The organism is Streptomyces sp. NPDC051286, assembly GCF_044455345.1.
Lineage (GTDB): Bacteria > Actinomycetota > Actinomycetes > Streptomycetales > Streptomycetaceae > Streptomyces.
This window is the reverse complement of sequence record NZ_JBITER010000036.1, coordinates 17600-41654: the sequence shown is the minus strand read 5'-3', so window position 1 is coordinate 41654 and position 24055 is coordinate 17600. Positions and strand designations below refer to the sequence as shown.

At 69.1% G+C, this 24055-nt stretch carries 20 protein-coding genes and 2 pseudogenes; 10 read left to right on the top strand and 12 right to left on the bottom strand.

The features are described 5' to 3' along the window. The first annotated feature begins 54 nt into the window (after positions 1-54). Positions 55-1212 carry an acyl-CoA dehydrogenase gene (locus ACIBB8_RS28370; protein WP_398956814.1) on the top strand — a complete coding sequence of 386 codons (1158 nt, stop codon included), beginning with the start codon at positions 55-57 and terminating at the stop codon, positions 1210-1212. Positions 1213-1327: 115 nt separating this feature from the next. Here ACIBB8_RS28370 and ACIBB8_RS28365 read toward each other — a convergent pair. From ACIBB8_RS28365 to ACIBB8_RS28355, 3 genes and pseudogenes are all read right to left on the bottom strand, one after another. Beyond that, positions 1328-1739: pseudogene (locus tag ACIBB8_RS28365) on the bottom strand (hypothetical protein); the annotation flags it as partial. Next, a pseudogene (locus ACIBB8_RS28360) lies at positions 1723-2643 on the bottom strand (helix-turn-helix domain-containing protein); the annotation flags it as partial. The pseudogenes ACIBB8_RS28365 and ACIBB8_RS28360, both read right to left, overlap by 17 nt. Positions 2644-2923: 280 nt before the next feature. Next, positions 2924-3361, bottom strand: a complete 438-nt coding sequence (locus tag ACIBB8_RS28355) for an ATP-binding protein (protein ID WP_398956812.1) — start codon at positions 3359-3361, stop codon at positions 2924-2926. Positions 3362-3512: 151 nt separating this feature from the next. On the opposite strand from ACIBB8_RS28355, the gene ACIBB8_RS28350 reads away from it, so the two are divergent. From ACIBB8_RS28350 to ACIBB8_RS28340, 3 genes are all read left to right on the top strand, one after another. Next, positions 3513-4391 (top strand): helix-turn-helix domain-containing protein, encoded by an 879-nt coding sequence (locus tag ACIBB8_RS28350; protein WP_398956846.1) that lies wholly within the window; start codon positions 3513-3515, stop codon positions 4389-4391. Beyond that, positions 4388-4597, top strand: a complete 210-nt coding sequence (locus tag ACIBB8_RS28345) for a DUF397 domain-containing protein (RefSeq protein WP_398956810.1) — start codon at positions 4388-4390, stop codon at positions 4595-4597. Before ACIBB8_RS28350 ends, ACIBB8_RS28345 begins: the two co-directional genes overlap by 4 nt. 151 nt (positions 4598-4748) lie before the next feature. Next, positions 4749-5222, top strand: coding sequence for a hypothetical protein (locus ACIBB8_RS28340; RefSeq protein ID WP_398956808.1), 474 nt, complete (start codon positions 4749-4751; stop codon positions 5220-5222). A gap of 93 nt (positions 5223-5315) precedes the next feature. Here ACIBB8_RS28340 and ACIBB8_RS28335 read toward each other — a convergent pair whose 3' ends face one another. Continuing rightward, positions 5316-6626, bottom strand: coding sequence for an LCP family protein (locus tag ACIBB8_RS28335; protein WP_398956806.1), 1311 nt, complete (start codon positions 6624-6626; stop codon positions 5316-5318). Positions 6627-6746: 120 nt separating this feature from the next. Here ACIBB8_RS28335 and ACIBB8_RS28330 point away from each other — a divergent pair, with 120 nt between their 5' ends. Continuing rightward, the gene (locus ACIBB8_RS28330) at positions 6747-7295 is read left to right on the top strand and encodes an acyl-CoA thioesterase (protein WP_398956804.1); all 549 of its coding nucleotides are present in this window, start codon (positions 6747-6749) and stop codon (positions 7293-7295) included. Between the two features lie 69 nt (positions 7296-7364). Here the strand turns inward: ACIBB8_RS28330 and ACIBB8_RS28325 are convergent, their stop codons facing one another. Beyond that, a complete protein-coding gene (locus ACIBB8_RS28325; RefSeq protein WP_398956802.1) occupies positions 7365-8729 on the bottom strand; it encodes an LCP family protein in 1365 nt (454 codons plus the stop codon). A 273-nt stretch (positions 8730-9002) separates the two neighbouring features. On the opposite strand from ACIBB8_RS28325, the gene ACIBB8_RS28320 reads away from it, so the two are divergent. Then, the gene (locus ACIBB8_RS28320) at positions 9003-10016 is read left to right on the top strand and encodes a glycosyltransferase family 2 protein (protein ID WP_398956800.1); all 1014 of its coding nucleotides are present in this window, start codon (positions 9003-9005) and stop codon (positions 10014-10016) included. Positions 10017-10087: 71 nt separating this feature from the next. Here ACIBB8_RS28320 and ACIBB8_RS28315 read toward each other — a convergent pair whose 3' ends face one another. From ACIBB8_RS28315 to ACIBB8_RS28300, 4 genes are all read right to left on the bottom strand, one after another. After that, a complete protein-coding gene (locus ACIBB8_RS28315) occupies positions 10088-11752 on the bottom strand; it encodes an LCP family protein (RefSeq protein ID WP_398956798.1) in 1665 nt (554 codons plus the stop codon). 50 nt (positions 11753-11802) lie between these two features. Continuing rightward, on the bottom strand, positions 11803-13578 hold the full coding sequence (locus ACIBB8_RS28310; RefSeq protein ID WP_398956796.1) for an LCP family protein: 1776 nt from the start codon (positions 13576-13578) through the stop codon (positions 11803-11805). 223 nt (positions 13579-13801) lie between these two features. Continuing rightward, positions 13802-15058, bottom strand: coding sequence for an LCP family protein (locus ACIBB8_RS28305; protein ID WP_398956794.1), 1257 nt, complete (start codon positions 15056-15058; stop codon positions 13802-13804). A 165-nt stretch (positions 15059-15223) separates the two neighbouring features. Continuing rightward, positions 15224-15988: a TIGR03089 family protein gene (locus tag ACIBB8_RS28300; protein ID WP_398956792.1), complete on the bottom strand. Its 765-nt coding sequence runs from the start codon at positions 15986-15988 to the stop codon at positions 15224-15226. A gap of 138 nt (positions 15989-16126) precedes the next feature. Between ACIBB8_RS28300 and ACIBB8_RS28295 the strand changes: the two genes are divergently transcribed. The 3 genes from ACIBB8_RS28295 to ACIBB8_RS28285 all read left to right on the top strand — a co-directional run bounded on the left by ACIBB8_RS28295 (position 16127) and on the right by ACIBB8_RS28285 (position 19735). Continuing rightward, positions 16127-17473, top strand: coding sequence for a peptidoglycan recognition protein (locus tag ACIBB8_RS28295; protein WP_398956790.1), 1347 nt, complete (start codon positions 16127-16129; stop codon positions 17471-17473). A gap of 113 nt (positions 17474-17586) precedes the next feature. Then, positions 17587-18678: a sugar phosphate nucleotidyltransferase gene (locus ACIBB8_RS28290; protein WP_398956788.1), complete on the top strand. Its 1092-nt coding sequence runs from the start codon at positions 17587-17589 to the stop codon at positions 18676-18678. Positions 18679-18736: 58 nt separating this feature from the next. Continuing rightward, positions 18737-19735, top strand: coding sequence for a DNA-3-methyladenine glycosylase family protein (locus tag ACIBB8_RS28285; RefSeq protein ID WP_398956786.1), 999 nt, complete (start codon positions 18737-18739; stop codon positions 19733-19735). A gap of 209 nt (positions 19736-19944) precedes the next feature. Here the strand turns inward: ACIBB8_RS28285 and ACIBB8_RS28280 are convergent, their stop codons facing one another. From ACIBB8_RS28280 to ACIBB8_RS28270, 3 genes are all read right to left on the bottom strand, one after another. Then, complete coding sequence (locus ACIBB8_RS28280; protein ID WP_398956784.1) at positions 19945-21267, bottom strand: coenzyme F420-0:L-glutamate ligase; 1323 nt, start codon at positions 21265-21267, stop codon at positions 19945-19947. Further along, a complete protein-coding gene (cofD, locus tag ACIBB8_RS28275) occupies positions 21264-22220 on the bottom strand; it encodes a 2-phospho-L-lactate transferase (protein WP_398956782.1) in 957 nt (318 codons plus the stop codon). Before cofD ends, ACIBB8_RS28280 begins: the two co-directional genes overlap by 4 nt. A gap of 172 nt (positions 22221-22392) precedes the next feature. After that, the gene (locus ACIBB8_RS28270; protein ID WP_398956780.1) at positions 22393-22932 is read right to left on the bottom strand and encodes a cysteine dioxygenase; all 540 of its coding nucleotides are present in this window, start codon (positions 22930-22932) and stop codon (positions 22393-22395) included. 831 nt (positions 22933-23763) lie between these two features. Here ACIBB8_RS28270 and ACIBB8_RS28265 point away from each other — a divergent pair. After that, on the top strand, positions 23764-24027 hold the full coding sequence (locus tag ACIBB8_RS28265) for a WhiB family transcriptional regulator (RefSeq protein WP_030927001.1): 264 nt from the start codon (positions 23764-23766) through the stop codon (positions 24025-24027). The last annotated feature ends 28 nt before the right edge of the window (positions 24028-24055 follow it).

The window sequence follows — 24055 nt, the reverse complement described above, 5'->3', positions numbered from 1 at the left end:
GCGCCTAAAATTGGGTTACTTAACGGTAGTTAGCATCCCTGGGGAGTGAGAGTCTTGACGGGTTCCACCGATTTCGACCTGTACCGTCCGGCCGAGGAGCACGACATGCTCCGCGAGACGGTCCGTGCGCTCGCCGAGGCGAAGATCGCCCCGTTCGCTGCGGCGGTCGACGAGGAGGCCCGCTTCCCGCAGGAGGCGCTGGACGCCCTGGTCGCCTCCGAACTGCAGGCCGTGCACGTCCCCGAGGAGTACGGCGGCGCCGGTGCGGACGCCCTCGCCACCGTGATTGTGATCGAGGAGGTGGCCCGCGTCTGCGCCTCCTCCTCCCTGATCCCGGCTGTGAACAAGCTGGGCTCGCTCCCGCTGATCCTCTCCGGCTCCGAGGCGCTGAAGAAGAAGTACCTCGGCCCGCTCGCCAAGGGCGACGCGATGTTCTCGTACTGCCTCTCCGAGCCCGACGCGGGTTCCGACGCCGCCGGCATGAAGACCAAGGCCGTCCGCGACGGCGACTTCTGGGTCCTCAACGGCGTGAAGCGCTGGATCACCAACGCGGGCGTCTCCGAGTACTACACGGTGATGGCGGTCACCGACCCGACCAAGCGCTCCAAGGGCATCTCGGCGTTCGTCGTCGAGAAGTCGGACGAGGGTGTCTCGTTCGGCGCGCCGGAGAAGAAGCTCGGCATCAAGGGCTCCCCGACCCGCGAGGTCTACTTCGACAACGTCCGGATCCCCGCTGATCGCATGATCGGCGAGGAGGGCACCGGCTTCGCCACGGCGATGAAGACCCTGGACCACACCCGCATCACGATCGCGGCCCAGGCCCTCGGCATCGCGCAGGGCGCCCTCGACTACGCCAGGGGCTACGTCCAGGAGCGCAAGCAGTTCGGCAAGCCGATCGCCGACTTCCAGGGCATCCAGTTCATGCTCGCCGACATGGCGATGAAGCTGGAGGCGGCCCGCCAGCTCACCTACTCCGCCGCCGCCAAGTCCGAGCGACTCGACAGCGACCTCACCTTCTTCGGCGCCGCGGCCAAGTGCTTCGCCTCCGACGTCGCGATGGAGATCACCACGGACGCGGTCCAGCTGCTCGGCGGCTATGGCTACACGCGGGACTACCCGGTGGAGCGGATGATGCGCGACGCCAAGATCACGCAGATTTATGAAGGCACGAACCAGGTCCAGCGGATCGTCATGGCGAGGAACCTGCCGTAGCGGTTATTGCCTTGGCGTCCGGCCCCCGATGCGCACATCGGGGGCCGGACGTGTATGTGGCGGCCAAGAGACCGCGTGAGACGGGCCGACCGGGCCGTAGCCGACGGGGCGGGGGTTACTCCTCGGCGAAGACTTCCTCGGCGGAGGCGGCGGTGGCGGCGCGGTTGAGCCATTGGCGCAGGAACTGGGGGTCGTCGCAGGTGTCGATCTTCTCGCGGATCCCGTCGGTGATGGCGATGCCGCGTGCTTCGAGGACCAGCAAGAGGCTTTCTGCTCGGCCCTTTGCCCGGCCTTCGTCTCGGATTTCTTCCGACATGAAGGACTTGTAGAAAGAGAGGTCCACGGCCACCAGGTTCCTCCACTGTTGTGCGGCCGGGCGGTTGCCCAGGCCCTGTGCGGTGAGTTCGACGATGGGGTCGGCGACGGATTCCGGTGCGTCCCGCAGCACCGACGTCCGGGTTGTCGGCGTGCGTGATGGCGGCCAGGGTGGCGAGAGCGAGGTCCTTGCAGGCTGCGGAAGGCGCGGTCGCAGCGGTCGCAGTTCTGGAGCGGGATGACGATGACTCCGGGGCGTGCGAGTGCGACGTCCTGGCCTCCCGGCATCGGCGGTGGCAGGAGCGTCGTGATCCGGTGGCGCAGGAGCTTGGACGGGTGCTTCACGGGGCTCGGGAGGTCGGTGGTGAGGGCGTGGCGGATGGTGCCGGGGTGGGCGTCGCGTTCAAGCCAGGTGGCGACGCCGGGGGTGAGGGTGCGGATGTCGTTCTCGGAGAGGACGAGCTGAGGTGCATGGCGGCGCAGGTCGGCGAGGAGTGCGGCGGCTGCTTGGTGCAGTTGGGGGGTGAGTGCCCGCGGTTGGGGGAGCGGCGGGGGCGGCGTCCTGGGGGCGGTGGGAGCCGGTACCAAGACGGGGGTGGGGTGCGGTTCGGGCGTCCGCTGCGGCGCGGGCGGTTGCGGCGCCTCGGCGGCGGCGGTCTCGCGCAGTCGCGGCTGCGGTGTGGGCCAGGGGGCTGCCGGTTTGGTCCGCCTGGTCCGCGGCTCGGGTGCTGGGGCGGTGGACGTGGTGGCGCCCGGCTGGTTGTAGGAGACCGTGCGCGTCACGACGCGGCCGTTGGGAAGGCGTACGCGGCTACGGTGGAGGTAGCCGGTTGCTTCGAGTTCGCGCAGGGCGGCGGCGATGCGGGTCCCACTCTCGGGGAAGCGTTCGGCGAGAACCTTGATGCCGATCTTCGCCCCGGCGGGCAGCGACTGGATGTGTGCGGCGAGCCCGATGGCGGTGAGGGAGAGTCCGTGGTGCTGGGTGAGGTGGTTGCCGAGGACCGTGAAGCCTGCGGCGTGCCGGACGTTGATGTGGATGACGCCGGATGACGGTGTGGCGTCCCCGGGTACGGGGGACGGGGCGCATGGGGGCGCGGTAACCTGCTGGGTATCCATCGGGAAGGGCCTAACTTCCTCGGTGGTCAGGCCCTCGGTCGAGATTGGCGTCTCGTCGGGGGCCGTCGCATGTCTGTAGTTGTCGCGGCGAGCATATGCCTGCCAACCCATATGAAATCCAGCCCAGTTGCCCTATGTCACCCGCGCGAGTGACGAGGGCGGGGTGGGGCCGGGTTTGGGTGGGGAGGGTAATTTCCCCAGGTTCTTTAATGCTTTATGCGTCGTGGGGCGCGGCGACGTGGCTCACCGGGTCGTGGGTCTCCGCGACCCGGTGGAGCGGTCACGGTACGAGGCTGAGTTCGGCCCAGATCGTCTTGCGCGGGACAGGCCCGAGGTCGATTCCCCAGCGGTCGGCGAGTGCCTCGACGATCAGCAGGCCGCGCCCGGATTCCGAATCGTCAGCGGGGGCTGACGCGCTGCCGGGCGTGGGAGGTAGTTGCTCGCCCCGGGTATCGGTCACCGCGATCCGCAGGAGTGCGTCGCGGTGGACGGCGAGACTCAGTTGGAAGTCCCGGCCCGGCACGCGGCCGTGGACCGTGGCGTTGGTGGCCAGCTCGGCGACGATGTGCGCGGCGTGCTCCGTGGGCAGGCCCCAGTCGCTCAGATGCGCCGTGGTGAGGAGACGGGCGAGCCTGGCACCTCGGCGGGTGGGGGAGAGCAGCACGGTGAACTGCCGGGTGGGAGCGGAACGTTCGGCTCGGGTGATGTGTTGGTTCACATCACTCAGCGTGGCCGGGCGTGCGTACCGTGAATAGCGACGAGGCCCTTACGTACGGTGATTGTCCAGTGCTGTCCCGGCTGTCCGGGGTGACGTGCTGGAGGCGACCAGGGTTGAGCAGGAACGCATGCACGTCGGAAGTGGGGTACGGATGAGCGTGGATGGAGTCGGTACGGAGCGCGGGGACGGCGGGGCGGACGAGCCCGGCTGGGACGTCGATCCCGATGACGAGTCGGGGGTTGCGGTGGTTGCTGCGGTGGGCCGCCAGATCAAGGCGTGGCGGGAGTCGGCGGGGATGCGGGCCGGCGAGTTCGGGGCGGCGATCGGGTACGGCGAGGACCTGGTCTACAAGGTGGAGGGCGGTCGGCGCATCCCTCGCCCGGAGTTCCTGGACAGGGCGGACGAGGTGCTGGGTGCGGGCGGGAAACTTGCCGCGATGAAGCGGGATGTGGCGGAGGTCCGCTACCCGAAGAAGGTGCGGGATCTGGCGAAGCTGGAGGCCAAGGTTGTCGAGCTGGAGGCGTACCACCACCACAACATCAACGGCCTGTTGCAGACCGAGGAACATATGCGGGCCCTGTTCGCATCGTGGCTGCCGGCTTACACGCGGGACGAGACGGACCGAGTGGTGGCTGCTCGCATGGCACGACGAGCCATCTTCGATCGGGATCCTCTCCCGTCGCTGAGTTTTGTCCAGGAAGAGGTGACGCTTCGCCGTCCGGTCGGAGGCGCAATGGTGTTGCGTCGACAGCTCGAACGCCTCTTGGAATTAGGGCGGTTGCGGAATGTGGTGATCCAGGTGATGCCGACGCATCGCGAGGAGCATCCCGGGACGGGCGGGCTGATCGAGGTTCTGAAGTTCCCCGACGGCAGTGCGGTGGGGCGTTCCGAGGGTGCGTTCAGTGGCCGCCCGGTCTCCGACCCGAAGCAGCTCAGAATCCTTGGGTTGCGCTATGGGATGATCCGGGCCCAGGCTCTTACGCCACGTGAGTCGCTGGCCTTCATCGAGCAAGTTCTGGGAGAGACATGATCCGCAAGCCCTCTGCCGAGGACGCTTCCGAGTTGGAGTGGTTCAAGAGTAGCTACAGCAGCAGTGGCGACGGGAACGACTGCATCGAGGTCGCGTTCGTACCCGGTTCGGTCCACGTCCGTGACTCCAAGGATGCGCGGGGGCCGCTGCTTGGGTTCGCGCCGGGCGCGTGGATTGACTTCGTGACGTACGCGTCCGAGAGCTGAGGTCTGAGTACCCGTGCCCCGATGCCCGGTTGATCCAGGCATCGGGGCACGGGTGTTGGACGATTGGGCACTGTCACCTGCGGCGGACAGTGGCGGAGCAGGCCCGCAAAAGATCGTTACGTCGGGGCGCCATGGCGTACCTTCCCCTTCCATGACCGACATCACCGCACTCACCGGCCTGTTCACCGCGCTCGGTGCCGACGACGCGGAGGGCTGGGCCGAATCCGAGGCCGAGGAGAACATTCCGCAACTCGCCCGCTACCGGTTCCTGCGGATGGTCTGGCAGGACATCGAGGGGTGGAGTACGGCGGCGCCCGACTGGGTCGAGGCCTACCGGAAGGACGGGCTCGCCGCTGGCGCCGTTGAACGGGCGCTGGCCCTTGGTCTGACCCCCGGCGATCTGGGGGAGATAGCCCGTGAGGTGGCGAAGGAGACCGCGTTCGGTCTTCTCTACGGACTGGCCGACCCGGCGGACGGCGACCTTCCGCCCGAGATCGAACAGAAGCTGCCCGGCTGGTGCCTGGCCGAGCTGACACCGCAGGGCGAGCCGACCGGACGGATTCTGGGCGCGCTGTACGAGGACCTGGACGAGGTCGAGCCGCAGGGGCCCGCCGGAGGCGTGTGACGACCGCGTTCGACGTGAGCGAGCGGCGGATCCGGGCCGGGCATGACGCGGGGCCCGTACGGCGAACCGTCCGGGCCCCGCGTCCGCCTGCCGTCAGTTACCGGAGACGGTGACCTTCTCGTCGTTGTTGAGCTGCTCCACCAGCTGCTTGACCTTGGCCTTGTCCCACACCAGGTTCCCGCCCGTGGAGCCGGAGATCGGCATGTTCATGGACGTGCCGTCACCGCCCGTGACGCCCTTCATCGCGAAGAACATGTTGCCCAGGTCCCACAGCGACATGTCCTTGTCGACGATCAGAGTGTCGAGACCGGCGCCCATCGTCGGGTACAGCTTGAAAGGGTTGAGGATCGTGGACGGCGTCGCCGTCTGGCTCGCCAGCGCCGCGAGGAACTTCTGCTGGTTCTTCGTACGGTCCAGGTCGCTGCCCGCGAAGGCATACCGGGTCCGCACGAAGGCGAGGGACTGCTCGCCGTTGAGGGTCTGCTTGCCGGCCTGGAAATCGGCGCCGGAGTTCTTGTCCTTGAACGCCTTGGGGATGTCGAGCTCCACCCCGCCGATCGCGTCGACGATCTTGGCGAAGCCGCCGAAGCCGATCTCGACGTAGTGGTCGATGTGCAGCCCGGTGTTGAACTCGACCGTGCGAACGAGCAGTTCGGGCCCGTCCTCGGCGTATGCGGCGTTCAGCTTGGTGAACCGGCCACGGGCCGGGTAGAGCTTCCCGGAGTCGGAGCCCTTGTACGAGGGGATCTCGACGTTCGAGTCACGCGGCAGCGAGACCAGCGTCGGGCCGTTCGATCCGTCGTGCAGGATCATCATCGAGTCGGTCCGCTTACCCTCGGCCGAGCCGGTGTGGAGCCTCTTCTTGTCCTCGGCCGTCATGCCCGCGCGGCTGTCGGAGCCGACGATCAGATAGTTGGTGCCGTCGCCCTCGTGCGGTCGCTCGATCACCTTGGAGAGGTCGACCTCACGCTTGAGCTTGGAGTCGGCCCAGAAGTACGTGCCGATGGAGACGGCCAGCACCACGACCACGAGGGTCAGGGCACCTATCTTTATCCGGCGGCGCCAGTTGGGCGCGGGCCTCCCCTGGACGTAACCGCCGTCACCCGGGCCGCCGCCGTGACCGTAGCCACCGCCGTTGCCGCCGCCGTAGACCTGCCCCGCGTTGTAACCGCCGCCGTACCCTGCGCCGTCGTCATAGCCGCCGGAGTACTGCGGTGCCTCGGGCTGACGCTGTCGCGGTGCCGTCGGTCGCTGCTGCGGCGGCGCGGGACGCTGCTGAGGCGGCGCGGGGCGCCGCTGGACGTGCCGCATGACGCGGGGGCCCTCGGGCTGGGCGCTGTCACTGCCCCGCCCGTAGCGGTCGTTGCGGTCGTCGTCGGTCCATCCACCGGGCCTGTCGCTCATGCGGTCCAGTGTGCAGTCCGGGCGTGCCAGTATTACAGGGGGTGTGAGATATCGGGCCTGGGCTGTTGCGAAGCTGATGCAATGTCCGCGGCCCACGGCCCCCCGCATAAGGTAGACGGTATGACAGATCAGGCCCCACGCCCGGAGGGCGACATTCCGGGCAAGCCGACTGCGGCGTCCCGAACCACCCTCAGCCACATCATGACCGGCAGCGACACCAATCTGCTGGGTACGGTGCACGGCGGCGTGATCATGAAGCTGGTCGACGACGCGGCGGGCGCCGTGGCCGGCCGGCACTCCGGCGGACCTGCGGTCACGGCCTCGATGGACGAGATGGTCTTCCTGGAGCCGGTGCGCGTCGGTGACCTTGTTCACGTCCGTGCCCAGGTGAACTGGACCGGCCATTCCTCGATGGAGGTCGGCGTCCGGGTCATGGCCGAGCGGTGGAACGAATCGACCCCGGCCCAGCAGGTCGGCACCGCATATCTGGTGTTCGCGGCGGTCGACGGGGACGGCAAGCCGCGCCCCGTACCGCAGGTGATCCCCGAGACAGAGCGCGACAAGCGGCGCTACCAGGAGGCACAGATCCGGCGCACGCACCGGCTGGCCCGACGTCGTGCGATCAAGGAACTGCGCGAGAAGCGCGCGGCGGACGGCATCGAGGACTGACGGCGGGGCGCCCTCCCCGGAGCTCCGGGGAGGACCACCGCCCCGGAGTTCCACCCACGGGGCGCCTCACTACGGGCACACCACCTGGTCGCCCGTGACCGCGGCGAACGCGCCCGGGTGCGTGTCCTCGGCCCGTACCCGCTCGACCTTGCCGAAGTCCGCTCCCGTCGTCACCTTCATCGTCGCGCCCAGTCCCTTGACTGCCCGCAGCTCGGCCCCCGGCAGCGCCGCCGCCAGCGACTTCGCCGACTGGTCCCACCTCGGGTCGTACTCGACCAGGGTGTGTTTCAGTTCCCGCGGTGCCCCGTTGAGCGGGGCCCGCGTCGTACGGAACCCGGTGGCGCGCAGGGCGTCGTCGGCCGTCCTGCCGAGGCCGTCCATCGGGGTCCCGTTGTAGACCTGGACCCGAATCTGCTGGGGCGCGACATCGACGGTCTTCGCAGCTGCCTGCGTCGGCCGCTTCACCGCGAGGGGCTTGTCGTCACGCAGCGCCTGGAAAAGCTTGGCCGACTTCTTCGGATCCCACTTGACCGTCGAGCCGATGCCCTTGACCGGATAGGAGGGATCGCTGATCGGTACGGAGGTGAACTCGGACGACGCCGCGCTGAAGCCGCGCATCGCCTGGCCGAGGTCCAGGATCTGCTCCGTGCCGAACCCCTCGTCGGCCCGGACCGAATGGAGCATCGTCGAGGCGATGTCCCGGAACTTCACCGGGTTCAGCAGCACACCGCTGCTGGTCGTCTGCTTGATCAGCGAGGCGAGGAACCTCTGCTGGCGCTGCATCCGGCCCAGGTCCGCAGCCCCGTCGACATGGCGCGAGCGCACGTACTGGAGCGCCTGCCCGCCGTTCAGCCAGTGGGTGCCCGCGGCGAGATCAAGACCGGTGTACGAGTCCTTCATCGGCCGGGTGGTGCAGATCTTTACCCCGCCCAGGGTGTCGACCGTCTTCATGAAGCTGGTGAAGTCGACCTCCAGATAGTGATCGATCTTGATACCGGTCATGTCCTCGACGGTCTGCACGGTCAGATTCGGCCCGCCCTCCGCGTAGGCGGCGTTCAGCTTCAGCGGGTGGGCGGCGTGCTCGGCGCCGGTGTTCCGGTCGCGGTGTTCCGGGATTTCGGCGTAACTGTCGCGCGGAAGGGAGACGATGCTCGCGCGTTCCTTGTCCGCCGACAGATGCACCAGCATGACCGTGTCGGTGCAGTAGCAGGGCGCACCGCCCAGCCGGTACTTCTTCTTGTCGTCCTTGCTGATGCTGGTGCGGCCGTCGGTGCCGACGAGCAGCAGATTCGTGCCGTTCCCGGCCCGCGGCCGGTTCTTCATGTCCTTGAACGGGTCGATGCGGTCGATCCCGGTCTCCAGATTGGTCACCACCGCGTGACCGATCCCGCCGGCGCCGAGCACCAGCACGGACAGACCGGTCGCGACCCGCATGCCCCAGCGTGACCTCTCGTCCTGCTTTCTCGGCCTGAGCTGCGGGGGAGCGGCGCGGGGGCGCGGCGGACGGGGGGAGCGGTGCGGTGTGGGCACAGGGGGACCTCCGCGGTGCAAGGGGGATCGTTCGCACAGTAGGCCCGTACGATCTCCATACCGGGAAGCGACCTTGCGGCGCGCGCCCGTGTCCCCCATTCGCGGTAACGTGGCGGCCGAAACGCCGCCTCCTGGGGTGAGAACCCCCGGCGCCCCCGAGGACCCCCCGAGGACCACATGTCTGCCGCGCAGTACCCCGCCGTCTCCGTGATCATGCCGGTGCTCAATGAGGAACGTCATCTCAGGAACTCCGTCCGGCACATCCTGGAGCAGGAGTACGCCGGCGAGATGGAGGTCGTGATCGCGCTCGGCCCGTCCACGGACCGTACCGATGAGATCGCCGCCGAGCTGGTACGGGAGGACTCCCGGGTCCACACCGTGCCGAACCCGACCGGCCGCACCCCGGCAGCGCTCAACGCGGCGATCAAGGCCTCCTCGCACCCCATCGTGGTGCGGGTCGACGGCCACGGCATGCTCTCGCCGAACTACATCGCGACCGCCGTCCGTCTCCTGGAGGAGACCGGCGCGCAGAACGTCGGCGGCATCATGCACGCCGAGGGCGAGAACGCCTGGGAGGACGCCGTCGCCGCGGCCATGACATCGAAGATCGGCGTCGGCAACGCGGCCTTCCACACCGGCGGCCAGGCGGGCCCGGCCGAGACCGTCTACCTCGGCGTGTTCCGCCGCGAGGCGCTGGAGAAGGCGGACGGGTACAACGTGGAGTTCATCCGCGCCCAGGACTGGGAGCTGAACTTCCGGATCCGCGAGGCGGGCGGACTGATCTGGTTCTCGCCGGAGCTGAAGGTGCAGTACCGGCCGCGTCCCTCGGTGAAGGCGCTGGCCAAGCAGTACAAGGACTACGGCCGCTGGCGCCATGTCGTCGCCCGCTACCACTCCGGCTCGATCAACCTGCGCTACCTCGCCCCGCCGACCGCCGTCTGCGCGATCGCGGCGGGCCTCGTGGCCGGAGCGGCCGTCACCCCGTGGGCGTTCGTCGTCCCGGCCGGCTATGTCGCCGCCATCGCCGCCGGGTCCCTCCCGGCGGGCAAGGGCCTGTCGCTGAAGGCGCGGGCCCAGATCCCGGTGGCGCTGGCCACCATGCACATGTCGTGGGGGTACGGCTTCCTGACCAGCCCGCGCTCGCTGGCGAAGAAGGTCATAGCCAGCCGGCGCCCGGCCGTCACGGTGTAGCAGACCGACATGCTGTGGGGGCCTTCCGATGTGCCGGAAGGCCCCCACAGTGCGTTGTGCCCGTTTCGGAGCTACCAGCCGAAGCCCGGCTGGATGTCCATGCAAGCCGTTTCGTCGTCGCCGTTCAGGGCGCGGGCGCTCTTCGGAGTCTTCTCCTCGCCGCTGGACGCGCGGTAGTCCCCGCTCTCGCGCCAGTCAGCCCCCACGGTCAGCGTGATGCCCGAGACATCGGTCGACTTCTTCACCGCCGTCAGCGGGATACCGAGCGCCTTGGCGACGGCCTGGGCATTGCCCTCCATGTCCACGCTGGGGAAGAGCACCCCGGTCCTCGCCGTCGCGTCGGTGTTCTGCCTGTCGACCGTGGTCTGTGTGAAGCCCTTCCCGGCCAGCAGGTCCTTGACCGCCATGGCTCGGCCCTTGACCGGGTAATCGGTGTCGGTGCGGGTTCCGTTGCGGACGCTGACCGGGATCTCGGCGGCGGGCGATGTGGGCTTCTTGGCGGCCGGTGCCTTGCGCTTGGACGCCTGGCCGTCGAGTGGGACGTCGTCGCGGACCATCTGGAACAGCTGATCGGCGTCGACGGGCTTGGGGAGCACCCGGCCCTCGTTCACACCCGTTCCGTAGACGTTCGGCATCGTCGTCATCGTGATGCGCTTGGTGGGTGCCTTCTTGAGCTCGCCCGCGAGGTCGTACAGCTTCTTGACCGAGTCGAGGCCCTTGTCGACCGTCAGCGCGTTGGTCGCCGCCTCGGCGAGGCCCATCAGCTTGCCCGGGTCGGTGAGCTTGGTGCCTTTGCGCAGCTCACGGACCATCGAGTTCATGTACATGTGCTGGGCGTGGGTGCGGCCGAGGTCGGTGCCGTCCTCGAAGCCGTAGCGGGTCCGCAGCCACTGGAGGGCCTGCTTGCCCTTGATCTTGGTGGTGCCCTTCTCCAGCTTCAGCCCGGAGCCCTTGCCCTCGCGTGTGCGGGAGTAGACGTTGCCCTCGACGCAGACCGGGACGCCGCCGATCGCGTCGGCCATCGAGACCACACCGGCGAAGTCGATCATCATGAAGTGGTCGATGGTGATGCCGGTGAGCTCGTACCAGGTGGCCACGGTGCACCCGGGACCGCCGCGACCGAGCGTCTGGTTGGTCATCGCCAGGCCCGTGGACGCGGAGTAGACGTGATGCGTCTTCGGATCGGTGCACTTCGGGATCTTCAGCAGTGTGTCGCGCGGCATGCTGATCACCGACATGTTGCTGCGGTCCGCGGAGAGATGGAGCAGCATCTGCACATCGGCCAGGGGCGGCCCCCCGAAGGTGTCCTTGGCCCCGCCGAGCTTCTGGTTCTCCTTGGAGTCCCGTGCGTCCGAGCCGATGAGCAGGATGTTCAGCGGGGTCTGACCGGCGGCATTGGCCTTGTGATCGGCCATCTTCTTGTCGCCGAGCGTCAGGTCGGCCTTCTTGAGGTTGCCGTTGAGGTGCTCGTAGTAGAGGTATCCGGCGCCCGCGCCGCCGAGTATGACCAGTGCGAGTACGTACGCGACCCAGCGCAGTATGCGGCGCTTTCCGCGTTTCCCGTGCCGGTGCGACGTGCCGCGGCGGCGCCCGCCGCGACCCGGCCCCTCCCGGCCCGCGCCGGCGTCCCGGCCTGGGGCCGGGCCGTCCGTGTACAGGTCGTCGTCCCAGCCGAGTTGGCCGGCGTGCCGGACGCGTGGTCGCGTCCCCTCCCCGGGCGTACTGCTCCGTCCCACCAGGACCCCCCCTGCTGCTCAGACTCGTGGTTTGGCGCAGTGACCCGGTGTCACTTTGCGCACTCTGCCTTGGCGGCGTTTGCTAGCGGTACGTCTGCCGGCGCCTTTGCCGGTCCGGTGATGGGCACACCCGCGCCCTTGAAGTCCGCGCCCAGGGTCAGGACCATCGCCTGGAGTCCCTCCGCGTCGGTGGCGCCCTTCTTCAGAGCCGAGCCGGGCAGCCCCATCATGGCGGCGAGTGCACGGGCCTGGTCCGCCTGGTTGGGGGCGTACTCGAGCGTCGTCTTGGAGATCTTCGCCGGGGCGTTGGCCTTGTTGGTGGACTTGAGCACGCCCTGGTCGTTCTGCAGCCACGTGACCGTCTCCTGCGCGGCACCCGGCCGTTCGCCGCCGTTGAGGACATCGACACGTACGTCGGCGGCAGCGGCCTTGGTCCCCTTGAGCAGTGCGTCCTGCTTGCTCTTGGCGGCCTTCTCCTGCTTTTTCACCTCGGTCAGCGAGGTGTCCTCACGCATCATCTGGAACAGCGGTTCGGACTTGGCGGTGTTGAGCACCACCGTCGCATGGACCTTCTCGGCCGGGTTGTCTATCACCGGGGCCGTCACGAAGGTGATGTTCTTGGTGTCGACCTTGCTGAGCTCCTGGGCGAGCGACATCAGCTTCTTCCCCGTGCCGATGGGCTTGTCGACCGTGAGGGCCTTGGTCGCCGCGTTCGCCAGGTCGTACAGCTTCGTCGGGCTGGTCAGGGTGTCGCCCGACTTCATCTGCCGGATCATCGAGCCGATGAACTGCTGCTGCACCTTGATCCGGTCGAGGTCGCCGTGGTTGCCGAAGCTGTGCCGGGTGCGGACGAACGCGAGAGCGTCCTCGCCCTGGACGGTGCTCTCACCCTCCGGCAGGTCGAGGTGCGACTTGGGGTCCTTGACCGCGTGCGCCAGGCAGACCTTGACGCCGCCGACCGCCGTGGAGAGTTCCTTCACCGCGTTGAAGTCGACCATCATGAAGTGGTCGACCTTCAGGCCGGTGATCTCCTCGACGGTACGCATGGTGCAGCCCGGGTTGCGCCCGTCCTGGCCGAGACTGGTGTTGAACCGGACGTTCTGCGTCCCCGGGATGACCTTCTTCGTGCCGTCCGGCAGCGTGGTTTCGCAGTCCGGGATGTTGGTGATCAGGTCGCGGGGGATGCTCAGCGCCGTCGCGTTGGTCCGGTCCTTGGAGACATGGAAGAGGATGTTGGTGTCGGCGTGACCGACGCTGCCCTTGTCGCCGTACCCCTCATTGCCCTTACCGGTCCGCTTGTCGGTGCCGATGATCAGGATGTTGAGGGGTGCGTCGGAGGTGACGTTCTTGTTTCCGACGTCACCGGTGTCGATAGTGCTCAGGTTGCTGTTGAAGTGCTGGTACAGCGCGTAGGCGCCGGTCGAGAGGCCGACGAGCACGAAGGCCGTCACGCCGCCCGTCCAGATGAGCGCCTTCTTGCGGCGGGACTTGGGCTGCTTGCGCTTGCGCCGGCCCGCGCTGTCCGGACCGGAACCTTCCGGCCCGCGCGGGCCATTGGTCGCCCGACGGCCACGCTGTGCCGGCACCTCGCGCCGCGGCCCGTTGCCACGCCCGCCGCCGTCACGCGCATCGCTTCTGCGCTCGCCGCCGCCCTCACGAACCGCGCCTGCACGCCTGGAACCACGTTGCCCCGGTGTGGTCGGCCTGCGGCTCGAATCCCCTCCGGATTGGGTCAGTCGCAATTCGTAATCGCCGGTCTGCGGGTTGAGAACCCACTGGTCTGCGGGGTCGATTTCGTCCGCCCGCCCACGGCTTTGCGCATCCACGGTTGTTTGAGTCCTCCGTCGGTGCCACGCGAGGCGCCTCCCCCGACAAGGCGCTCGTTCTTTCGCTCCAGCAGTGCGCGACCTGACGGCCGGAAGCACCGGATCGCGTCACACTATCCGCCAAGTTCGGCGTCGAGCGACGGGCGTGACAAATTCCACGGATCTTACAACCGGTCATTCTGCTCATTGCACGCCGATCGTCGACAACTCTTTGGCCATTGTTTTACTGCTTACACAGATCCGCGGCAGCGTTGTTGCCCGAATAGGTGGGTGTGGGGGTCGGGTTCGTGGACTCCGAGGCGTGCCCGGTCCCGTTCTTCCTGCGTGCCAGCTCGTCCGCCGGGACCACCGTGACAGGGGCGTCCTGGCGCAGTTGCTTGAAGAGCTTGGCCGCGTCGGGCTGGACGAGTTCGTCCCGGTTCGGGTCGGCGGCGTACGGCTGTCGTGGCACGGTCAGGAACTGCACCTTGTCGGTCGGTACGTCGCGCACGCCGCGCACCAGTGCGTAGAGATCCTTGAGGCTGCCCAGGCCGGGGTCCGTGGTCAGTGACTTGGTGGCCGCGTCCAGCACCGTATAGAGGCGGGTCGGGTTGAGCAGGACACCATTGCTCTGCACCTTGTTCACCAGCGCGCCGAGGAAACGTTGCTGGCGGTCCATCCGGTCGGTGTCGCTCCCGTCGCCGAGTGACTTGCGGGCCCGTACGTAACCCAGTGCCTCCTCGCCGTCGAGCTTCTGGCGTCCCGCGCGCAGCTTCACGTGCGCGTCGGGGTCGTCGATCGGCTCCTTGAGACAGACCTCGACACCGTCCACCGCGTCGACCATGTCCTTGAAGCCGTTGAAGTCGACGACCGTGTAGTGGTCTATGCGGATCCCGGTCATCAGCTCGACCGTGCGGATCGTGCAGGCGGTGCCGCCGAACTCGAAGGCCCAGTTGAACTGGGCGAATTGCTTGTCGGTCCGCTTTCCGTCCGATGTGCGGCACCTGGGGATCTCCGTCATCAGATCGCGCGGGAGGGACATCGCGGTGACGCTCTTCCGGTCCGCGGGGAGGTGCAGCAGGATCGTGGTGTCCGAGCGCTGGCTGCCGCCGTAGGAGCGACCGTACTCGCGGTTGTCACCGGCGCGGCTGTCGGAGCCGATGAGCAGGATGTTCTGCGCCTCGTGCACGAGGGACGGCGGGCGCTCCTTCTCGTACGCGCGCAGTTCGGCGGCCGCCGCCGTGTCCGTCTTGATGTTGCTGTCGAGCTTCCGGTACAGCCACCAGCCGACGCCGGCGGCCACCAGGACGAGGAACGAGGCGGCGAGCGCGGCCCAGCGCAGCCAGTGGTGCCTGCGCCGTTCGGGGACGGCCCCGTCCCGCCACCGCACGCGGGAGGCTTCCCCGTCCGGTCCGTCCTGCGACTCGCCCCTCGACGTGTCCTTGTCCTTGTCCGCAGCCGAGTGGTCGGGATCCGGCGGCGTGCCGGCATTTTCGGTCACGTCTGCGTCCATCCTTCACGTTCGGCAGCGCGCTGGGCCGCCGGTCGCAGGAGTAGACGGCTGAACCCCACGCTTGGTTGTGCCCAGGGCCTGTACCGCTGATCATGTACCGGAGTTGAGGCGCAGGCCCGGGGGCTCGGCCCGCTGTGGGCCGTACGAGTGCGCTCAGAGTGCCGGTCGTACCGCGGTGTTGGTGACCCGCTCACTCTCGATGCGCTTGGCGAGCCCGTCCTCGTCCAGCCGGTCCACATGCCGGCACAGAACCACCGAGCCGCCGGTGGCCAGCGGCGCGTACAGCCCGGCGCTGAGCCCTTCCCAGGTGTCGTAGGTGTGCCCGGTCAGCAGCCGCGACCCGGGCGTCAGACCCAGCTCCGCACCGTCCTCGCGGGCGCGCGCGACCAGTTGCGCCGACGTCAGCGCGACACCGCCGACAGTCAGTGCGGGCGCGTCCGGGTCCACCGGTGCGAACGGCGCGAACCGGTCGCCCTGGCCCGGCACCTCCACGGCATAGTCCGCGAAGCCCTCGGGCGGCTGCGGGAACCGGCCCCCCAGCGGACGCAGGGCCAGCGCGACGCGCTCGCCGCGGCAGGCGCGCGCCGCGTCCAGCGTGTCCGGACCGGTCACGACGAGGTCGGCGGCTGCGGGGTCGCCCTGCACATCGGCGACGACGCCGACCGAGGAACAGGCGAGCAGCCAGACCGCGGACTGCCAGTGCGCGGGCAGCAGGAGGGCGAGCCGGTCGCCGGGTTCCGCGGCCAGGTCGCCCTGCAGCAGATTGGCTGTCTTGGCCACCCAATTGGCGAAGGTGGCCACCGACAGTTCGACCCGTTCTCCGGTGGCGTCGTCGTAGAAAGTGACCATGGGGCGGGCCGGGTCCGCGGCGAGCGCGGAACGCAGCAGGTCGGCAGGGGTGCGGTCGCTGGCTTTCATCCGCGCAAGGGTACGCGGCCGCGCCGGACGGGACCGGGTGCCACAGGTGTCGCATACACCGGTTCGGCAGACGGCTCGTCAATTGCAGGGAGATATCCCAGTAGCCGGAGTTGTTGGATTGTGCCCAGGATCGTTCGTATGCGTGCCTTCATTGCATCCGCCATGGGTGTCACCTGCTCGGCAGTCCTCGTCCTGCCGCTCGCCGCGCCCGCGGGCGCCGCCACCGACACCACCGTCACCGCAGAGACCGAGGCCGCCGACCCCGTCGAGGTGCCCGGGTCGACCCAGTCCCTGCCACTCACTGCGCTGCCCCCTGCGTCCACGCGGGCGACCGGCGCCCCCACCGAGGCCGCCGCCACCGCCGAACAAGGCTTGCCCCGGCGCGACGTCCACCCCTTCTCCCTGGTCGGTGTCGTCTGGGACGACGCCGACGTGGAACTCAACGGCACCGTCCAGGTCCGCACTCGCGCCACCGGCACCACCCACTGGTCGGACTGGCAGGAGCTGGAGACCCACAACGTCGAGCACGGCGCCGACCCCGGCACCGCCGAACGGGACTCCGGGACCGTCCGCGGCTCCACCGCTCCGCTCTGGGTCGGCGACTCCGACGGCGTCGAGGTCCGGGTGAGCCCCGAAGTGACCGACGTACGGGACCGGGACAGCGGCGCCAGCGCCCCGCTGCCCTACGGGTTGCGGCTCGAACTCGTCGACCCGGGCAAGGACCCTCAACACCTCCCCGCAGCAGGCCCGGGAGCCGCAGCCGGTGGCGGGGAAAGCCGTGCCCCGTCCTCCGAAGCCCTGGTTCTCCCCGCGCTGAGCAAGGCGGAGACGGAGGCGGAGAGCGAGGCCGAGGACGGAGTCGCCCCGGGTACCAAGCCGTACATCGGCCCCCGCCCGACCATCATCACCCGCAAGGGCTGGGGCGCCGACGAGAAGCTCCGCGAGAGCACCTTCGTCTACACAAAGTCCGTCAAGGCCGCCTTCATCCACCACACCGCTACGGGCAACAGCTACACGTGTGCGCAAGCGGCCTCGGTCCTTCGGGGTATTTACCGCTACCACGTCGAGAGCAGCGGCTGGCGCGACATCGGCTACAACTTCGCCGTCGACAAGTGCGGAACCATCTACGAAGGACGCGCCGGAGGCGTGACGAAGCCCGTCCAGGGCGCGCACACTCTCGGTTTCAACGCCGACAGCATGGGCATTGCCGTGCTCGGAACCTTCACCACGTCCAAGCCGCCCATCGCAGTGGTAAACGCCGTCGCCGAACTCACCGCCTGGAAGCTCGGCCTGTTCGGCGCCGACCCCAGTGGCAGCACCACGCTCGTCTCCGGCGGCGGCAACCGGTTCAAGAAGGGGACGAAGGTCAAACTCAAGGTCATCTCCGGCCACCGGGACGGCTTCGTCACCGAATGCCCAGGAGAACGCCTCTACGAGAAGCTCGGCACGGCCCGGACCACCTCCGCCCGTCTGCAAGGCCGCTGACGACCCGCCGCTGCGGACTGCTGCGGGGCTGCCGGACGGTGATGAACCGCCCGGTCTGCATACACTGGCCAGCCAAAACCAGGCCCGGCCCCAGCAGGAAGCAGAGACGTGCCGTGACAGAGGCAAAAGAAGCGATTCTCCTGGTCGGTGGCAAGGGCACCCGACTGCGCCCGCTCACGGTGCACACTCCCAAGCCCATGGTTCCGGCGGCCGGTGTCCCGTTCCTCATGCACCAACTGGCGCGGGCGCGGGCCGCCGGGGTCGAGCACATCGTGCTCGCGACCTCGTATCTGGCGGAGGTCTTCGAGCCGTACTTCGGCGACGGCTCGTCGCTCGGCCTGCACATCGAGTACGTCACCGAACGCGAACCGCTCGGCACCGGCGGAGCCATCCGCAACGTGGCGTCCCGCCTCACCTCGGGCCCGGACGAACCCGTGCTCATCTTCAACGGCGACATCCTCACCGGCCTCGACATCCAGGCGCTGGTCACCTCGCACGCCACCTACGGCGCGGATGTCTCGCTCCACCTCACCCGGGTCGAGGACCCCCGCGCCTTCGGACTCGTACCGACGGACTCCACGGGCAGGGTGACCGCGTTCCTGGAGAAGCCGCAGACACCCGAGGAGATCGTCACCGACCAGATCAACGCGGGGGCGTACATCTTCCGCCGCTCGGTCATCGACACGATCCCGGCCGGCCGGCCGGTCTCCGTGGAGCGCGAGACCTTCCCCGGACTGCTCGCCTCCGGCGCGCACCTCCAGGGCATGGTCGACTCCACGTACTGGCTGGATCTCGGCACGCCGCAGGCATTCGTACGCGGCTCCGCCGACCTCGTCCTCGGCCGCGCCCCGTCCCCGGCCGTCCCCGGCCGGTGCGGCGACCGGCTCGTCCTGCCGACCGCGTCCGTCGCCGCCGACGCCAAACTCACCGGCGGTACGGTCATCGGCGAGGACGCCCTGATCGGCGAGGGCGCCCGGATCGACGGCTCCGCGGTACTGGCCGGAGCGGTCGTCGAACCCGGCGCCGTGATCACGGACTCCCTGGTCGGAGCGGGTGCACGGGTCGGCAGCCGTACGGTCCTGGCGGGCGCCGTCATCGGCGACGGCGCCCACGTCGGCGCCGACAACGAACTGCGTGACGGCGTCCGTGTCTGGTGCGGTGCGGTCCTGCCGGACGCGTCGGTCCGTTTCTCGTCGGACGAATGACGGGCGCGCTGCGGCGCGTACCCTCGAGAGGCATCCCCGACGACCGAGGACCTCACCCGTGGCAGGACGATTCGCTCCCCGCAGCGCCCCGCGCACGCCCGTCCCACGCCAGGTGCCGACCGGTCCGGCACCGGAGGCACTGACCCGGGACTGGACCCCGCCGGGCCCGCTCGACCTGCGCCTCGTCCTCGGCCCGCTGCGCCGCGGCCCCGCCGACCCCACGTTCCGCATCGACCGGGACGGCTCGGTCTGGCGGGCCACCCGCACCCCGGCAGGCCCCGGCACGCTCCACATCACCGACCGGGGCGGCCGGATCGAGGCGACGGCCTGGGGCCCCGGCGCGTCCTGGCTGCTGGACCAGCTCCCGACCCTGCTCGGCGCGGAGGACGACCCGGAAGCATTCCGCCCCCGCCACCGCCTGGTCGCCGCTGCCCGGCACCGCCGCCCCGGACTGCGCCTGCTGCGCACCGGTCTGGTGCTGGAGTCGCTGATCCCGTCGATCCTGGAACAGAAGGTCACCACCGACGAGGCCTACCGCGCCTGGCGCCTCCTGGTCCGTACGTACGGCACTCCGGCCCCCGGCCCGGCAGCGGCCCTGTTCGGCACGCACGGACTGCATGTCATGCCGGACCCGCGCACCTGGTCGCTGATCCCGTCCTGGGAATGGCATCGCGCAGGCGTCGACGCCAAGCGCTCGGCCACGATCCTGCGCGCGGTACGAGTCGCCCGCCGCTTGGAGGAAGCGGCGACGATGCCCCTCCCCGAGGCCACTGCCCGCCTGGAACTGATCCCCGGCATCGGCCCATGGACCTCGGCGGAAACCCTCCAACGTGCCAACGGCGCCCCCGACGCGGTCACCGTGGGCGACCTCCACCTCCCCGGCATCATCGGGCATGCCCTGGCAGGAAACAGAAACGCCGACGACGCGGAAATGCTGACGCTCCTCACGCCCTACGAGGGCCAGCGCCACCGAGCCGCACGCCTCATCCTGCTCTCGGGCCACACTCCGCCGCGCAGAGCTCCGCGGATGACAAGAGGCGACATCGCCCGCCTCTGAGACCCCCTCAAACACCGACTCGGCCTCGCAGTCCACGACCAGCCGCGTCACATGCGAGTTCGTCCGGCGAGCGAGGACGAACCGAGCCCGCAGATCGCGACCGGCCGTGTCGCATGCGAGTTCGTCCGGCGAGCGAGGGCGAACGCGTCCCAGGCCGCCGCTGGGCCCCAGGGCAGGGGCGGGCAGGGGAAATTCCACCCCGGCCCACCTCACCGCACCGCGACGAACCCCTCCGCACCCCGCTCCGCCCGGGCCACCGGCGCAACCGCCGGACGTCCGACCGCCACCGCCCCCAGCGGATCCCACTCCGCCGGAAGATCCAGTACCTCACGCACCACATCGCGGCAGAACATCGTCGACGACACCCACGCCGACCCGAGCTGCTCACCTGCCAGCGCCACCAGGAAGTTCTGAACACCCGCGCCCGCCGCGACCACGAACATCTCGCGCTCCGCAGCATCCCGTCGTGCGTCCCCGTACGTATGGGCACCATCCATCACCAGGCACGGCACCGCCAGATACGGCGCCCGGCGCAGCACATCGCCCCGCCGCACTCGCTTGGCGATCGACTCCTCGCTCTTGCCGTCGCGGCGCAGATCCGCGATCCACGCATCCCGCATCGCGTCGAGCAGCCGGGTCCGCGACTCCTCGGACTCCAGGAGTACGAACCGCCACGGTGTCGTGTGATGCGGCGCCGGCGCCGTCACCGCCGCGGCCACGGCGCGTCGTACCGCCGCCGGGTCAACCGGCTCGTCCGTGAACTCCCTGACCGTACGCCGCAGCGTCACCGCTTCCCGCACCGCCTCGGACGTCCCGAGCCGGAACATGTCCTCCGCGGCCACCCGCACCATCGCGCGGGCCCCGGCCTCCGCGTCCGCCGGGTCCACCACATGCGAGAGCCCCCGCACGACCGCGACCGGCAGCCCCTCCGCCTTGCCCTTGACCAGATCACCGGCCGAGGCGAGCTCGTCCGCGGTGGCGACCACGGTGGCGCTCAGCGGATTGCCGTGCGCATCCGTTCCGCCCCGCAGATCGTCCAGCACCCGGACCCCGGCCGCCCCGATGGCGACATCGGTCAGCCCGTTGCGCCACGGCCGCCCGAAGGTGTCCGTGATCAGGACCCCGACCTTGACGCCGAGGGTGTCCCGCAGCCCGTCCCGGATCGTCCGCGCGGAGGCGTCCGGGTCCTCGGGGAGCAGGAGCACCGTCCCGGCGGGGGTGTTCGAGGCGTCGACCCCGGCCGCGGCCATGACCAGTCCCTGCCGGTTCTCGACGATCCGCAGCGTGCCGCGGCGCGCCACCACCCGTACGGTCTCGGCGTCGATCGCCGCCTCCCGGTCGGTGGCTTCGGCGATCCGGCCCTCCGCCTTGGAGACGATCTTCGAGGTGACGAGCAGGACGTCACCGTCGGCCAGCCCCGGCTCGGTGGCGGCGATCAGCTTCGCGAGGTTGTCACCGGCCCGTACCTCGGGCATCCCGGGCAGCGCCCACACCCGGTACGAGGGCGTCTCACCGGCGGCCGTGCCGCTCACGCCCGTACCTCCTCGGCCAGCGCCAGCGCCTGCCGCGCCATTTCGGCGGTCGCGTTCACGTCCGTCATCATCAGCGGCACGGCGCGGCAGCGGATGCCCGCGGACTCCACCTCGTCGACCGTGCCGGCGTCCACCGTGTCGACGAGCCAGCCGTCGAGCAGCCCGGAGCCGTAGTGCCGGGCGACGGCGGCCGCTGTGGACTCCACGCCGACCGCCGCGAGCACCTTGTCCGCCATGCCGCGTACCGGCGCGTCGCCGACGATGGGGGAGAGGCCGACGACCGGCACCCCGGCCTCGGCGATCGCCTCCCGGATCCCGGGCACGGCGAGGACGGTGCCGACCGAGACGACGGGGTTGGACGGCGGGAAGAGGATGACGTCGGCGTCGGCGATGGCCTCCAGGACACCGGGCGCCGGCTTCGCCTGCTCGGCACCGACCGGCACGATCGCCTGCGCCTGGACCGAGGCGCGCAGCTTCACCCAGTACTCCTGGAAGTGGATCGCCTTCCGCTCGCCGTCGATGTCGACGGCTACATGCGTCTCGATCCGGTCGTCGGACATCGGCAGCAGCCGGACCCCGGGCTTCCAGCGAGCGCAGAGCGCCTCGGTGACGGCGCTCAGCGGGTAGCCGGCGCCCAGCATCTGCGTACGGACGATGTGGGTCGCGAAGTCACGGTCGCCGAGCCCGAACCATTCGGGTCCCACGCCGTACGCCGCGAGTTCTTCCTTGACGCGGAAGCTCTCGTCGGTACGGCCCCAGCCCTGCTCCTCGTTGATGCCACCGCCGAGGGTGTACATCACGGTGTCGAGGTCGGGGCAGACCTTGAGTCCGAACAGATGGATGTCGTCACCGGTATTGCCGATCACCGTGATGTCCGCGTCGGGCGCGGCCTGCTTGAGGCCACGCAGAAAACGAGCACCACCGATACCGCCGGCCAGAACCACAATGCGCATGCAGACCAGTCTGTCAGGCGCAGCCTGATCGTTGTGGGGGTGGTGGTGGGTGACGGGTGGGACTGTCAGGCGCAGCCTGATCGTTGTGTGGGGTGGTGGTGGGTGACGGGTGGGACTGTCAGGCGCAGCCTGATCGTTGTGGGGGTGGTGGTGGGTGACGGGTGGGGGAAGGTCAGGTGTGTACGGCGTCGGCGGTTGCCGAGGAGCACCGCGCCGCGTGCATGGGCATCTCGGTGAGCCCCGGGTAGTAGATGTGCAGGCTGACGGCCGGTTCGAGGGAGTCGTTGACCACTTCGTGGACGTATCCGGGCGCGAACGCGCGCTGCGCGCCGGGGTCCAGCGACCGCATGCCACGCTCCGTACGCTCGGTCAATTGGCCTTCCAGGACGGTCAGTACGCCGGACGACAGCCCGTGGTCGTGCAGCCCGCTGCCCTGACCGGGGACCCAGCTGAGCAGCCACACCTCGTAGCCGAGTGGGGTCTCCCCTGCTTGAGCGGAGCCGAGAGCTTGGGGAACGGTGCGGAGCCGGTGGTACCAGCGGGTGGTCGCGTCGTACTGGACGAGCGGTGCCCACTGCGAGCGGTCGGCGGCGATGCTGCGGGCGAGCCCGACGAACTCGGCCACCGTGGAGGGGTGCTGGCGGGCAGGGCGGAGGAGGTGCTGGACCTCAAGGATGTCGCCGGCGATCTGGAGGTCGCTGTCGCTGTTCATGGGTGCGGTGGTTCCTCGGCAAGTGAGTGCAGGGCAAGAGTGCAGATGCAGAGATCCAGGGGTGTCGCGAGGACCGGGGACCGGGGAGGGGCCGGGCAGCCGCCGGGCGGGAAGCCGTTCGACGGGGTTGTCCGGAGAAGGTCGAGATCCGGAGAAGAGCTGCGACTAGTGCTGTGACCGGCAATGTTTGCCCTATGAGGAGCGTCGTCCCGAGCATGCGTGCTGGGCGGCGCGACGGGGCAAAGCTTGCCGGGAGGGGCACTGGCTGGAGCGCGAAGGCCTCAACAGCTGAGACAGCTGGAACAGCAACAGCGAGCCTGGACAGCGGTGCGGAACCCACGGAGGTGGGTCACACGCATCACAGAGGTCGCTGGCATGACAGCAAGGGAACCGAGCAAAGCGCCCGTTGTCAACCCGATGCCCGATTTGGCGGTAATGTTTCACCTCATCCGGTTACTCCGGCCGGAGAGAGGTTTGCATACCCGCCGTGCCGGAGATGTGGCGCAACAACGGCGCCCTCAAACGTCGTAGCGGCCTTGTGATCCGACTGTGATCTTGATCGCTTCGGTGATCGAATCGAAACATGGCCGCCCCGCCGGGAGTCTGACTCCGTGACGGATGAGGGTGCGATGAGGCCCATGGCATATGTCAGGGTTTTGGTGATTTGCACACTTTCCGCATAGGCTTGGTTCCGCAGAGTGAATACCGGGCCCAATAGCAGATCTCCGCTTGACTGGCTCGGATCCACACACTTGTAATTTCACTCGTGTCGTTCGGCCGAATCGATAACGGCTGCATCACGGGGACGCAAGAGACAGACGAGGGGCGCACATGACCGAGCTGTTCCAACAACTGCTGGTCGAGGACGCGGACGAGGAACTCGGCTGGCAGGAGCGCGCACTGTGCGCCCAGACCGATCCCGAGTCCTTCTTCCCCGAGAAGGGCGGATCGACCCGCGAGGCCAAGAAGGTCTGCCTCGCCTGTGAAGTCCGGTCCGAATGCCTCGAGTACGCCCTTTCCAATGACGAGCGCTTCGGTATCTGGGGCGGCCTTTCCGAACGGGAGCGGCGACGACTGAAGAAGGCCGCAGTCTGACCGCGAGGCCCGCGAAGCGACAGACCGA

Bases quoted from the DNA above. Each gene is read 5' to 3' on its own strand.
- ACIBB8_RS28350 (WP_398956846.1), top strand. From the start codon at position 3,513: ATGAGCGTGGATGGAGTCGGTACGGAGCGCGGGGACGGCGGGGCGGAC.
- ACIBB8_RS28345 (WP_398956810.1), top strand. From the start codon at position 4,388: ATGATCCGCAAGCCCTCTGCCGAGGACGCTTCCGAGTTGGAGTGGTTC.
- ACIBB8_RS28340 (WP_398956808.1), top strand. From the start codon at position 4,749: ATGACCGACATCACCGCACTCACCGGCCTGTTCACCGCGCTCGGTGCC.
- ACIBB8_RS28335 (WP_398956806.1), bottom strand. From the start codon at position 6,626: ATGAGCGACAGGCCCGGTGGATGGACCGACGACGACCGCAACGACCGC.
- ACIBB8_RS28330 (WP_398956804.1), top strand. From the start codon at position 6,747: ATGACAGATCAGGCCCCACGCCCGGAGGGCGACATTCCGGGCAAGCCG.
- ACIBB8_RS28325 (WP_398956802.1), bottom strand. From the start codon at position 8,729: ATGCGGGTCGCGACCGGTCTGTCCGTGCTGGTGCTCGGCGCCGGCGGG.
- ACIBB8_RS28320 (WP_398956800.1), top strand. From the start codon at position 9,003: ATGTCTGCCGCGCAGTACCCCGCCGTCTCCGTGATCATGCCGGTGCTC.
- ACIBB8_RS28300 (WP_398956792.1), bottom strand. From the start codon at position 15,988: ATGAAAGCCAGCGACCGCACCCCTGCCGACCTGCTGCGTTCCGCGCTC.
- ACIBB8_RS28295 (WP_398956790.1), top strand. From the start codon at position 16,127: ATGCGTGCCTTCATTGCATCCGCCATGGGTGTCACCTGCTCGGCAGTC.
- cofD (WP_398956782.1), bottom strand. From the start codon at position 22,220: ATGCGCATTGTGGTTCTGGCCGGCGGTATCGGTGGTGCTCGTTTTCTG.
- ACIBB8_RS28270 (WP_398956780.1), bottom strand. From the start codon at position 22,932: ATGAACAGCGACAGCGACCTCCAGATCGCCGGCGACATCCTTGAGGTC.
- ACIBB8_RS28265 (WP_030927001.1), top strand. From the start codon at position 23,764: ATGACCGAGCTGTTCCAACAACTGCTGGTCGAGGACGCGGACGAGGAA.